This is a genomic window from Ideonella oryzae (genome assembly GCF_024055665.1).
GTDB classification, from domain to species: domain Bacteria; phylum Pseudomonadota; class Gammaproteobacteria; order Burkholderiales; family Burkholderiaceae_C; genus Ideonella; species Ideonella oryzae.
Window position 1 is genome coordinate 463,304 of the sequence record NZ_JAMXMC010000002.1, and the last position, 11,454, is coordinate 474,757.

An 11,454-nucleotide genomic window follows, 5' to 3' on the forward strand; every position below is an offset into this window, starting at 1 on the left:
TCATGGCACGCCGGCATCCGGCCGGCACTTTCGTCTGTTGTTCCTGAAGGAAAAAAAATGCTGAAGCAAACTGTGTTCACCCGTCGTCTGGGCCTGACGGCTGCTGCCGTCGTGGCCGTGCTGGCCACTGGCTGCGCGTCCAATGTGAAGCTCGCGGACACCCCGGTCGAGACCCGCAATCCGACCGCCAGCGAATCCACCCAGCCCCAGCAGGCCCAGAGCTCCGTGGCCACGGTGGACCTGGCTGCCCAGAAGAACGCCGAGCTGCTGGCCGCTGCCCAGAAGGGCCGCGTGATCTACTTCGACTTCGACAGCTTCGTGGTCAAGGACGAGTTCCGCCCGGCGGTGGAAGCCAACGCCAAGTACCTGGCCAACAACAAGAAGGCCCAGATGATCATCGAAGGCCACACCGACGAGCGCGGCAGCCGCGAGTACAACCTGGCCCTGGGCCAGAAGCGTGCCGAAGCGGTGCAGAAGTCCCTGGTGGCCCTGGGCGCGGCCGACGGTCAGCTGGAATCGGTGAGCTACGGTGAAGAGCGTCCGGCTGTGGACGGCCACGACGAAGCTGCGTGGTCGAAGAACCGCCGCGCCGAACTGAAGGACCGCTGACACCATGGCGACCCGCTTGCTCCGACCACTGATGCCGGCCGTTCTGGCCGCGTGCGGGCTGTGGCTGGCCGTGTCTCCGGCGCGGGCGGGCCTGTTCGATGACGACGAGGCGCGCAGGGCCATCCTGGACCTGCGCGCCAAGATCTCGCAGAACGAGCAGCTCATCAAGCAGCAGGCTGACCAGATCCAGTCGCTGCAAAACGGTCTGCTGGACCTGGGCAACCAGAACGAGCAGCTGCGCACGGACCTGGCCAAGCTCCGCGGCCAGGACGAGCAGATGCTGCGCGACATGGCCGATCTGCAACGCACCATGCGTGACCTGCAGGCCGGCTTGAACGACCGCATGCGCAAGCTCGAGCCCCAGCCGGTGACGGTGGACGGCAAGACCTTCACCGTCGACCCGGAGGAGAAGGCCGCGTTCGAGGATGCGATGAACAGTCTGCGCGGCGGCGACTTCGACCGCGCCACGACTTCACTCAACAGCCTGCTCAAACGCTACCCCAGCACCGGTTACGGCGATTCGGCACGCTACTGGCTGGGCAATGCCCAGTATGGCCAGCGCGATTACAAGGGCTCGCTGGCCACGTTCAAGGCCTTCCTGGCCGCGGCACCGGACCATCCCCGTGCGGCCGAGGCCATGCTGGCCATCGCCAACTGCCAAGCCGAGCTCAAGGACACCAAGGCCGCCAAGCGCACCTTGGAAGACCTGATCAAGCGCTATCCGCAGTCTGAAGCCGCCCATGCGGCCAAGGAACGCCTGGTGGCGTTGAAGTGAGCGGGGTCGCGCAGGAGCTGGACGCCGACCTGGAGCGCCGCTTCGGCGGCCTGCGCCGCCTGCACGGCGAGGCTGATTACGCCCGGCTGCGGGCGTTGCGTGTCGCGGTGGTCGGCGTGGGGGGCGTGGGGTCCTGGGCCGCCGAGGCCCTGGCCCGCAGCGGCGTGGCCACGCTGGTGCTGATCGATCTCGACCAGGTGGCCGAGTCCAACATCAACCGACAGATCCAGGCGCTGGGCGCCACGGTGGGCCAGGCCAAGGTCCAGGCCCTGGCCGAGCGCATCACCGACATCCACCCGGGCTGCCGGGTGCTGCAGGTCGAGGAGTTTGTCGAGCCGGGGAACTGGCCCGCGCTGCTGCCCGAGCCGGTGGATGTGCTGATCGATGCCTGCGACCAGGTCAAGGCCAAGGCCGTGCTGGCGGCCTGGGGTCGCACGGTCGGCGTGCCGGTGGTCTGCTGCGGTGCTGCGGGTGGCAAGCGCCAGCCCCAGCGGCTGGAGGTGGATGACCTCTCGGCCGTCACCCATGATCCCTTGCTGGCCTCGCTGCGCAACCGCCTGCGGCGCGAGCATGACGCGCCGCGACAGGGCCGCATCGGCTTGCGCTGCGTGTTCTCGCGCGAGAGCGTGGCGCCGCCGGCCGATGGTGTTGCCTGCGACAGCGACGGCAGCCTGAACTGCCACGGCTATGGTTCCTCGGTCATGGTCACGGCGGCCATGGGCATGACGGCTGCCGCCGAGGCCGTGGCCTGCGCGCTGGCACAGCGTCGCTGACAAAAGATCAAAAGCCGAAGGGCTTGGCATGGTGTCAAAACCATGCCATAATCACTGACTCTGCCGGGGGTTGTTAGCTCAGTCGGTAGAGCAGCGGACTTTTAATCCGTTGGTCGCAGGTTCGAATCCTGCACAACCCACCAGTTCCGCCGGGCTCACATGCCGTGAACCTGGATGCGGTCAGGGCTCTTAGCTCAGTTGGTAGAGCAGCGGACTCTTAATCCGTTGGTCGTAGGTTCGAATCCTACAGGGCCCACCAAACAGCTTGAAAAGCACCTCGCGCCTCGGCGCCAGGTGCTTTTTTCATGGCTGTTTCCCGTGCGCTGCACGGCATGCCCCGTGCAAACCCGGGCGGGGATTCTCCCCATGCCTGTGTCATCGTTGATCACTAATATTTGTTTGCGCGCATATTGTGATGCAGGGATGACCTCCAGGAGCCACCCGGCCGCCCAAGCGACGCACCCACCGGTCAGACCCGAGGAGTGAGCGTGAGCCTTGACCCCCAGCACTCCGGCCGCCTGCGCAAGGCGCCCGAGAACTTCATCGACCCGGACGGTGTCCGGGCCGTGTTCCGCGAAGCCAAGGACGGGCGTCGGGACTTCATCCGGGGCGCCTTTGCCGCGGCCATGGCCACGGCCGCTGCGCCGGCAGCGCTGGCCCAGGCGAACCCGGTGCCGGCCGAAGGGGGCGATCCCAACATCCTGAACCTGCCGAGTTACAGCAAGGGCTTGGGGCAGCCGGTGGCTTCGGAGGGAGGCTATGGCAAGCCATCCCAGTACGAGGCCAATGTGCAGCGCCGCCCCAGCCCGGGCCTGACACAGACCACCCAGGCCTCGGTGTCGTTCGCGCCGCTGCAAAGCCTCTTTGGCATCGTCACGCCCAGCGGCTTGCACTTCGAGCGTCACCACCAGGGCTGGTGGGACATGGACCCGGCCAAGCACCGGCTGATGCTCAACGGCTCGGACGAGAAGATGCTCAAGCGCCCCATGGTCTTCACCATGGACGAGATCATGCGTCTGCCTTCGGTGAGCCGCTTCCACTTCATCGAGTGCGGCGCCAACACCGGCATGGAGTGGGGCAATGTGGCGGTGCCCACCGCCCAGTACACCCATGGCATGCTCAGTTGCAGCGAGTTCACCGGCGTGCCGCTGAAGATCCTGCTGGACATGGCAGGTGCGGACTACAAGCGTGGCCGCTACCTGCTGGCCGAGGGGGCCGACGGCTCCAGCATGACCCGCACCATCCCGATGGAGCTGGTGGAGAGCGGCGAGGTGCTGGTGGCTTACGGCCAGAACGGCGAGATGCTGCGGCCCCAGCAGGGCTACCCGCTGCGCCTGGTGGTGCCGGGCGTGCAGGGTGTGAGCTGGGTGAAGTACCTGCGGCGCATCGAGGTGGGTGACCAGCCTTACGCCACCAAGGATGAGGCCGTTCACTACATCGACCTGCTGCCGGGTGGCCAGCACCGCCAGTACAGCAGCACCCAGGAGTGCAAGAGCGTGGTGACCACGCCCTCGGGCGGGCAGGTGCTGCTGGACAAGGGCTACTACCAGATCAGCGGTCTGGCCTGGTCGGGCCGTGGCAAGGTCAAGCGCGTGGATGTGAGCGTGGACGGTGGCCGCAACTGGCGCACGGCGCGGCTGCAGGAGCCGGTGATGAGCAAGTGCCTGACCCGCTTCACACTGGACTGGGCCTGGGACGGCAAACCGGCCCTGGTGCAGAGCCGCGCGATGGACGAAACCGGCTATGTGCAGCCCAGTTATGGCCAGCTGCGCGCGGTGCGCGGCACCCGTTCGATCTATCACAACAACGCCATCCAGACCTGGCTGGTGCAGGAGAGCGGGGAGGTGAAGAATGTCCAGCTCTCTTGAGCGCCTGCTGGCTGCGGCGCTGCTGGCAGGGGTCGGCATGGCCTCGGCCTGGGCCCAGCCGGCCGGCTACCCCGGCATCGGCCGCGAGGCCACGCCCAAGGAGGTCGCGGCCTGGAACATCGACGTGCGGCCGGACTTCCTGGGCCTGCCCAAGGGCTCGGGCACGGTGTCGCGTGGCCAGGACGTCTGGGAGAGCCACTGCGCCGCCTGTCATGGCGTGTTCGGCGAAAGCAATGAGGTCTTCTCGCCGCTGATCGGCGGGGTGACGGCCGAGGACGTCAAGACCGGCCATGTGGCCCGGTTGAACGACAAGGGCTTCCCGGGCCGCACGACCTTCATGAAGGTGTCCACCGTCTCGACCATCTGGGACTACGTGAACCGGGCCATGCCCTGGAACGCCCCCAAGTCCCTGTCCACCGACGAGGTCTACAGCGTGGTGGACTATCTGCTCAACCTGTCGGGCATCGTGCCGGACGACTTCGTGCTCTCGGACGCCACCATGGCCCAGGCCCAGCAGCGCATGCCCAACCGCAACGGCATGACGACCGACCACGGCCTGTGGCCCGGCAAGGGCATGGGCAATGGCGGCAAGCCGGACGTGAAGGCGGTGGCCTGCATGAAGGACTGCGCGGGTGAGCCCAAGGTGGCCTCCTTCCTGCCGGACCACGCCCGCAACAACAACGGCAACCTGGCCGAGCAGCAGCGTCTGGTGGGACCGCAGTATGGCGTGGACACCACCCAGCCGCCGGGGACGAAGGCCGCGGCCACGATGGTGGCCGCGCCGTCGCCCAAGCCGGCGGCGGCCGGGCAGGGCGCCCCGGTGCAGGCCCTGCTGCAGAAGTACGCCTGCGCGGCCTGCCATGGGGTGGACCGCAAGATCGTCGGGCCGGCCTTCCAGGATGTGGCGGCCAAGTACCAGGGGCGGGCCGACCTCCAGGCCTACCTCAGCGCAAAGATCCGTTCCGGTGGCCAGGGTCTGTGGGGCAGCATCCCGATGCCGCCCCAAACCGCACTGCCCGAGGTGGACCTCCAGCGCATCGTCGATTGGTTGGCGGGTGGGGCCTCCAAGTAAACCCCCTGGGGTTCCCCCGCTTCTTGTCGCGAAGAATCTTCACTACTTTCGTTTCCTCAGAGGAGTACACATGATCAACCGACGCGAGATGCTCACCCGCTCCGCTGCCGTGGCGGCAATGCTGGGTTCCGCCGGTCTGCTGCCCACCGCGGCACAGGCGGCCTACAACGCCGCCATCTTCGACATGAAGACCCTGGCCGAAGTGGTCAAGGCCCTGGGGGGCAGTGCGCCGACCGAGAGCAAGGACGTCACCATCACCGGGCCCGACATTGCCGAGAACGGCGCGGTGGTGCCCATCGGCGTGGCCACCACGCTGCCGGGCGTCAAGCAGTTGATGGTCATGGTGGAGAAGAACCCCAGCGTGCTGTCGGCCCTGTTCGACGTGAGCGATGCGGTGGAGCCCAGCTTCGCCACCCGCGTGAAGATGGGCCAGTCCTCCAACGTGATGGCCGTGGCCCTGATGAACGACGGCAAGGTGCTGTTCGCGCACAAGGAAGTCAAGGTCACGCTGGGCGGCTGCGGCGGCTGAGGCCGCGCGCACCTCCCCCGCATCCACCTTTCACACAGACACAGGAGAACACCATGGCAGACCCGATGCGCATCCGCGCCAAGGCCGAAGGCGACAAGACGACCGTGCGCGTGCTGATGAGCCACGAGATGGAGACCGGACAGCGCAAGGACGCGTCCGGCAAGGTGATCCCGGCCTGGTTCATCCAGGAGGTCAGCGCGAGCCTCAATGGCAAGCCGGTGCTGACCGCCCAATGGGGCCCCTCCATTTCCAAGAACCCTTACCTGCAGTTCGCCGTCAAGGGCGCCAAGGCGGGCGACAAGATCAGCGTGAGCTGGAAGGACAACCACGGCGACACGCGGACCGACGAGGCCACGGTGTCCTGAGCACCCGGCGCTTCGGTCCATCCTCCACCCCTTCACCGCGAACAGCATGCACACCACCCGAATCATGGCTGGCGGCCTGGCGGCCCTGGCCGCACTAGGCGCGCTGGGCAGCGCCAGTGCGCAGCAGAAGTCGGCCGCCGACGGCATTGCCGAATACCGCAAGATGCTCGAGGACGGCAACCCCGCCGAACTGTTCGAGGCCAAGGGCGAGGACCTCTGGAAGACCCCGCGGGGACCGAAGAAGGTGTCCCTGCAGAGCTGCGACCTGGGCCTGGGGCCGGGGGTGGTCAAGGGCGCCTGGGTGCAGATGCCGCGTTGGTTCGCCGACACCGGCCGGGTGCAGGACCTGGAGTCGCGCCTGCTGACCTGCATGGAGAAGATCCAGGGCTTCAAGGCCACCGAGATTGCCGCCACGCCCTTCGGCAAGGGCGAGCAGGTCACGCTGGAGGCGCTGTCGGCCTGGATCTCGGCCGAGTCGCGCGGCATGAAGATCGCGGTGCCCCAGGCCCATGCCGAAGAGCGCCGCTTCTACGCGCTGGGCCAGCGGGCCTTCTTCTTCCGCGGCGGGCCCATGGACTTCTCCTGCGCCAGCTGCCACGGCGAGGATGGCAAGCGCATCCGCCTGCAGGACCTGCCCAACCTGACCAAGAACCCGGGCGACGGCGTTGGCTTCGCGGCCTGGCCGGCCTACCGGGTGTCCAGCGGCGAGATGTGGAGCATGCAACGCCGGCTCAACGACTGCTTCCGCCAGCAGCGCTTTCCCTATCCCGGCTATGCGTCGGATGTCACCATCGCGCTGGGTGTCTTCATGGGCGTGAACGCCAAGGGCGCCGAGTCGATCGCCCCCGCCCTCAAGCGCTGAGGCGCCGAACCGACAAGGACGAACCCCATGCAACGCCACCCCGTGCTTCTGTCGATGTCGGCCGTGCTGGCCGCATCCTGGCTGGTGATCGGCTGTGCCAGTGCGCCCACCGCGGCCGAGCTGGACACGCAGGCCCGCGCCATGATCAAGAACTCCTTCCAGGCCAAGGGCATTGCCGGCATGGACCGCCTGGACCAGGACGCGGTGCAGGCGGCCTGCTCCAGCCCCACGCCGCCGGACGAGGCCGTGACCCGCCGGATCGAGTCCGCGGAATTCGCCACCATCCGCTGGCCCGAGGGCGGCCGCTACATCGGCGACTGGAAGGTCGGCGAAAAGCTGGCCCAGAACGGCCGCGGCATGACCTGGTCCGATGCCAGCACCGACTCCGCCACCAATGGCGCCCAGTGCTACAACTGCCACCAGATGTCCCAGCAGGAGATCTCCTACGGCACCATCGGGCCCAGCCTCTACAACTACGGCAAGATCCGCGGCGTGAAGAGCCTGAGCGATCCGGCCTCGGCGCCGATCATCCAGTACACCTGGGGCAAGCTGTGGGACAGCAAGGCCTACGCCGCCTGTTCCACCATGCCGCGCTTCGGTCACGGCAAGCTGCTCAACGAGCAGCAGCTGCGCGACGTCATGGCGCTGCTGCTGGACCCGCAGTCTCCCGTCAACCAGTGACCACTGCCGGACCGCGCGGCGGCATGCCGTGCGGCCGTGGCTGGCCCTTCACATCGGTGCTTGCTGAACCATGAATCTTTCGCGCCGCGAATTCCTCAACGTCATGGCCTCGGCCTCGGTGGCCGGCATGGCCCTGGGCCGCTATGCCAATGCCGACGCCGCCACCGCCGAGCAGGGGCTGTACGACCTGCCGCGTTTCGGCAACGTCTCGCTGCTGCACATGACCGACTGCCATGCCCAGCTCAAGCCCATTCACTTCCGCGAGCCCAGTGTCAACCTGGGCATCGGCAGCATGCAGGGCCAGCTGCCGCATCTGGTGGGCGAGCAGCTGCTGAGGGCGGCCGGCATCCCGGCAGGCGGGCCGCTGGCTCATGCCTACACCTGCCTCGATTTCGAGACGGCGGCCCGGCGCTACGGCAAGGTGGGCGGCTTTGCGCACCTGGCCACCCTGGTCAAGCGCCTGAAGGCCAGCCGCCCCGGCGCGCTGCTGCTCGACGGTGGCGACACCTGGCAGGGCTCGGCCACCTCGTTGTGGACGAACGCCCAGGACATGGTGGACGCCTGCAAGCTGCTGGGCGTCGACGTGATGACCGGCCACTGGGAGTTCACCTACGGCATGGACCGGGTGATGGAGATCGTCCAGAAGGACCTCAAGGGCAAGATCGAGTTCGTGGCCCAGAACGTCAAGACCAACGACTTCGGCGATCCGGTCTTCAAGCCCTACACGCTGCGCAACCTCAACGGCGTGCCGGTGGCCATCATCGGCCAGGCCTTTCCCTACACACCCATCGCCAACCCCCGCTACATGGTGGCCGATTGGGCCTTCGGCATCCAGGACGAGAACATGCAGGCGGTGGTGGACGAGGCCCGTGGCAAGGGGGCCCAACTGGTGGTCGTGCTCTCGCACAACGGCATGGACGTGGACCTGAAGATGGCCAGCCGCGTGCGCGGCATCGACGCCATCTTCGGCGGCCACACCCATGACGGCGTGCCGGTGGCCGTCCCGGTCAAGAACGCCGGCGGCACCACCCTGGTCACCAATGCCGGCAGCAACGGCAAGTTCCTGGCGGTGATGGACTTCGAGGTCAAGGACGGCAAGATGGCGGACTACCGCTACCGCCTGCTGCCGGTCTTTGCCAACCAGCTCACGCCCGACGCCGAGATGCAGGCCCTGATCGACCGGGTGCGCGCGCCCTACGAGGCGAAGCTCTCGGAGAAGCTCGCCGTCACCGATGGCTTGCTGTTCCGCCGCGGCAACTTCAACGGCAGCTGGGACCAGCTCATCTGCGACGCGCTGATGGACACCCAGGGCGCCGAGATCGCCTTCTCCCCCGGCTTCCGCTGGGGCACCACGCTGCTGCCGGGCGACACCATCACCCGCGAGCTGATGATGGACCAGCTGGCCATCACCTACCCCTACGCCACCCTCACCGAAATGAGCGGTGCCACCATCAAAACGGTGCTGGAGGACGTGGCCGACAACCTCTTCAATCCCGATCCCTACTACCAGCAGGGCGGGGACATGGTGCGGGTGGGCGGCCTGAGCTACGCGATGAACCCGGGCGCGGCGATGGGCCAGCGCATCAGCGACATGCGTCTGCGCGGCCAGCTGATCGAGGCGGACAAGACCTACAAGGTGGCCGGCTGGGCCCCGGTGGCTGAATCCGCCAGGACGGCGCCGGGCGTCAAGCCGGTGTGGGAGCACGTGGAGGCCTGGCTCAAGGCCCAGGGCGGCCGGGTCAAGCCGCGCCACATCAACACCCCCTCGCTGACTGGCGTGCAGGGCAACCCCGGCATGGCGGCATGAGGTTCCCGATGCCGCGTTCTTGCCGCTTCCCTGTGCTCGCGCTGGCTGGTCTGCTGGGCTGGAGCGGCAGCGCCGCCGTCCATGCCGCCGACGCCCCGGCCGCCACCTTCACCGTGCGCCAGCTCACGCCAGAGACCGCGCTGAAGGCGGTGCAGGCCGCGCTGGCCCACTGCCGCGGCCAGGGCTACCAGGTGGCGGCCGTGGTGGTGGACCGGGCCGGCCTGCCCCAGGCCCTGCTGCGCGACCGGCTGGCCGGTGCCCACACGCCGGACGTGGCCACCCGCAAGGCCTGGACGGCGGTGAGTGTGAAGATGAGCACCTCGGGTTTTGCCGCCGAGACCCAGGCCGGCAAGCCCATGAGCGGCCTGCGGGGCGACCCGCGCTTCATGGCCGCGGGGGGCGGGCTGCCGATCGAGGCGGGTGGCAGCCTGCTGGGGGCCATCGGTGTCTCCGGTGCACCGGGGGGCGACGCGGACGAGGCCTGCGCGGCCCAGGGCCTGCGCGCCATTGCCGACGACATCGAGTTCTGACCGCCTTCGCCGAGACACCATCCCCAAGGAGACACCGATGCGCTTCAAGTCCTTTCTGCTGGCCTTGGCCCTGTCCTGCTTCGCCTGTGCTGGCTGGGCCCAGGACCTGGTCGTCTACCACATCGACAACGCAGTCGCCCAGGGCCTGAAGGGCCTGCGCAACCTGCGCAACCACATGGATGCCGACCCCGAGGCCAAGATCATCGTGGTGACCCACGCCGAGGGGGTGGACATGCTGATGGAAGGGGCCAAGGCCCCGGACGGCACCGAGTTCGCGCCCCTGGTGTCGGCCTTGCGTGCGCGCGGCGTGCGCTTCGAGATCTGCGAGATCACGCTGAAGAACCGCGGCCTCAAGAAGGACCAGTTCATCCAGGAGGCTGATTTCACGCCCTCCGGCGTGGTGCGTCTGGCCAAGCTGCAGCAGCAGGGCTACGCCTACATCAAACCCTGAGGCACGCCATGGGCCTGGACCTGTTGCTGGAGCGCTGGGGAGAGGACCGGGTGCTGGCCGGCGGGGCCCTGCTCATCGGCATGGTCTTCGGCTTCATGGCCCAGCGCTCGCGCTTCTGCCTGCGCTCGGCCGTCATCGAGTTTGCCCGCAACCTGCTGGGTGGGCGGCTGACGGTCTGGCTCTTCGCCTTCGCCACCGCGGTGGGGGGCACCCAGCTGCTGGCCAGCCTGGGCTGGTTCGACGCCGGCAATGCCCGCCAGATCGCCGCACGCGGCAGCCTGTCGGGTGCGGCCGTGGGCGGCGCCCTGTTCGGCATCGGCATGATCCTGGCGCGCGGCTGCGCCAGCCGGCTGCTGGTGCTGGCGGCCCAGGGCAATTTGCGCTCGGTGGTCTCGGGCTTGATCTTCGCGGTGACCGCGCAGTCCGCGCTGACGGGGGCACTGTCGCCCTTGCGCGAATGGATCTCCGCGGGGTGGACCATCGACGGCGGCGGCGCCCGCGACCTGATCGCCCGCACCGGCATCGGCCATGGCGGTGCCATGCTGTTCGCCGCCTTCTGGCTGCTGGCGGCCATCGTCTGGGCGCGGCGGCAGAAGGTCTCGTTCTGGGGCTGGGCCGGCGCGGTGGGCGTGGGGCTGAGCGTGGTGGCGGGCTGGTGGTTCACCTACGCCGTGTCGCGTCTGGCCTTTGACGCGCACCCCATCCAGTCGCTGAGCTTTACCGGACCCTCGGCCGAGGTGCTCAGCCGGGTGCTCTTCGTCACCGACAAGCCCCTGTCTTTCGACGCCGGGCTGATGCCGGGTGTGTTCCTGGGCTCCTTCCTGTCCGCGGCCCTGTTTGGCGAGCTCCGGCTCGAGGGCTTCGAGAGCGGCCCGGGTATGCGGCGCTACATCGTCGGGGCGGTGCTGATGGGCTTTGGTGGCATGCTGGCCGGCGGCTGCGCGGTGGGGGCAGGCCTGTCCGGCGCCGCGGTCTTCACCGCCACCGCCTGGGTGACGCTGGGGGCCATGTGGGCGGCCGCGGCCCTGACCGACCGGCTGCTGGACCATCACCTTGGCGACACGGTGCAGGAGCCTGGCGGCCAGTCCCTGCCCGGCAAGTCCGTGGCGGCAACGCCCACCCGGAGCTGAGG

13 protein-coding genes and 2 tRNA genes are annotated in these 11,454 nt (G+C 68.2%); all 15 read left to right on the top strand.

Annotated elements, in window-relative coordinates:
* Positions 1–57 precede the first annotated feature (57 nt).
* Complete coding sequence (gene pal, locus M0L44_RS04830; protein WP_354004096.1) at positions 58–609, top strand: peptidoglycan-associated lipoprotein Pal; 552 nt, start codon at positions 58–60, stop codon at positions 607–609.
* Positions 610–613: 4 nt separating this feature from the next.
* Positions 614–1,384: a tol-pal system protein YbgF gene (ybgF, locus tag M0L44_RS04835; RefSeq protein ID WP_252768526.1), complete on the top strand. Its 771-nt coding sequence runs from the start codon at positions 614–616 to the stop codon at positions 1,382–1,384.
* Positions 1,381–2,157, top strand: a complete 777-nt coding sequence (locus tag M0L44_RS04840; protein ID WP_252768527.1) for a tRNA threonylcarbamoyladenosine dehydratase — start codon at positions 1,381–1,383, stop codon at positions 2,155–2,157. The genes ybgF and M0L44_RS04840 overlap by 4 nt, the downstream gene beginning before the upstream one ends.
* 67 nt (positions 2,158–2,224) lie before the next feature.
* Positions 2,225–2,300, top strand: a tRNA-Lys gene (locus tag M0L44_RS04845).
* A gap of 40 nt (positions 2,301–2,340) precedes the next feature.
* A tRNA-Lys gene (locus tag M0L44_RS04850) sits at positions 2,341–2,416 on the top strand.
* A gap of 229 nt (positions 2,417–2,645) precedes the next feature.
* A complete protein-coding gene (gene soxC / locus M0L44_RS04855; protein ID WP_252768528.1) occupies positions 2,646–4,025 on the top strand; it encodes a sulfite dehydrogenase in 1,380 nt (459 codons plus the stop codon).
* Positions 4,009–5,097: a c-type cytochrome gene (locus M0L44_RS04860; RefSeq protein ID WP_252768529.1), complete on the top strand. Its 1,089-nt coding sequence runs from the start codon at positions 4,009–4,011 to the stop codon at positions 5,095–5,097. Before soxC ends, M0L44_RS04860 begins: the two co-directional genes overlap by 17 nt.
* A 70-nt stretch (positions 5,098–5,167) precedes the next feature.
* Positions 5,168–5,626: a thiosulfate oxidation carrier protein SoxY gene (gene soxY, locus M0L44_RS04865; protein ID WP_252768530.1), complete on the top strand. Its 459-nt coding sequence runs from the start codon at positions 5,168–5,170 to the stop codon at positions 5,624–5,626.
* 53 nt (positions 5,627–5,679) lie between these two features.
* The gene (gene soxZ, locus M0L44_RS04870; protein ID WP_252768531.1) at positions 5,680–5,991 is read left to right on the top strand and encodes a thiosulfate oxidation carrier complex protein SoxZ; all 312 of its coding nucleotides are present in this window, start codon (positions 5,680–5,682) and stop codon (positions 5,989–5,991) included.
* Between the two features lie 46 nt (positions 5,992–6,037).
* A complete protein-coding gene (soxA, locus tag M0L44_RS04875; protein WP_435526382.1) occupies positions 6,038–6,853 on the top strand; it encodes a sulfur oxidation c-type cytochrome SoxA in 816 nt (271 codons plus the stop codon).
* A gap of 27 nt (positions 6,854–6,880) precedes the next feature.
* Positions 6,881–7,534, top strand: a complete 654-nt coding sequence (gene soxX / locus M0L44_RS04880; protein WP_252768532.1) for a sulfur oxidation c-type cytochrome SoxX — start codon at positions 6,881–6,883, stop codon at positions 7,532–7,534.
* Positions 7,535–7,604: 70 nt separating this feature from the next.
* Positions 7,605–9,341 carry a thiosulfohydrolase SoxB gene (gene soxB / locus M0L44_RS04885; RefSeq protein ID WP_252768533.1) on the top strand — a complete coding sequence of 579 codons (1,737 nt, stop codon included), beginning with the start codon at positions 7,605–7,607 and terminating at the stop codon, positions 9,339–9,341.
* Positions 9,342–9,349: 8 nt separating this feature from the next.
* Positions 9,350–9,871 carry a GlcG/HbpS family heme-binding protein gene (locus tag M0L44_RS04890; protein WP_252768534.1) on the top strand — a complete coding sequence of 174 codons (522 nt, stop codon included), beginning with the start codon at positions 9,350–9,352 and terminating at the stop codon, positions 9,869–9,871.
* A gap of 37 nt (positions 9,872–9,908) precedes the next feature.
* Complete coding sequence (locus tag M0L44_RS04895) at positions 9,909–10,322, top strand: DsrE family protein (RefSeq protein WP_252768535.1); 414 nt, start codon at positions 9,909–9,911, stop codon at positions 10,320–10,322.
* An 8-nt stretch (positions 10,323–10,330) separates the two neighbouring features.
* Complete coding sequence (locus tag M0L44_RS04900; RefSeq protein WP_252768536.1) at positions 10,331–11,452, top strand: YeeE/YedE family protein; 1,122 nt, start codon at positions 10,331–10,333, stop codon at positions 11,450–11,452.
* Positions 11,453–11,454: the final 2 nt, after the last annotated feature.

Coding starts and splice junctions, on each gene's coding strand:
- pal (WP_354004096.1), top strand. CDS start 58: ATGCTGAAGCAAACTGTGTTCACCCGTCGTCTGGGCCTGACGGCTGCT.
- ybgF (WP_252768526.1), top strand. CDS start 614: ATGGCGACCCGCTTGCTCCGACCACTGATGCCGGCCGTTCTGGCCGCG.
- M0L44_RS04860 (WP_252768529.1), top strand. CDS start 4,009: ATGTCCAGCTCTCTTGAGCGCCTGCTGGCTGCGGCGCTGCTGGCAGGG.
- soxY (WP_252768530.1), top strand. CDS start 5,168: ATGATCAACCGACGCGAGATGCTCACCCGCTCCGCTGCCGTGGCGGCA.
- soxZ (WP_252768531.1), top strand. CDS start 5,680: ATGGCAGACCCGATGCGCATCCGCGCCAAGGCCGAAGGCGACAAGACG.
- soxA (WP_435526382.1), top strand. CDS start 6,038: ATGCACACCACCCGAATCATGGCTGGCGGCCTGGCGGCCCTGGCCGCA.
- soxX (WP_252768532.1), top strand. CDS start 6,881: ATGCAACGCCACCCCGTGCTTCTGTCGATGTCGGCCGTGCTGGCCGCA.
- soxB (WP_252768533.1), top strand. CDS start 7,605: ATGAATCTTTCGCGCCGCGAATTCCTCAACGTCATGGCCTCGGCCTCG.
- M0L44_RS04890 (WP_252768534.1), top strand. CDS start 9,350: ATGCCGCGTTCTTGCCGCTTCCCTGTGCTCGCGCTGGCTGGTCTGCTG.
- M0L44_RS04895 (WP_252768535.1), top strand. CDS start 9,909: ATGCGCTTCAAGTCCTTTCTGCTGGCCTTGGCCCTGTCCTGCTTCGCC.
- M0L44_RS04900 (WP_252768536.1), top strand. CDS start 10,331: ATGGGCCTGGACCTGTTGCTGGAGCGCTGGGGAGAGGACCGGGTGCTG.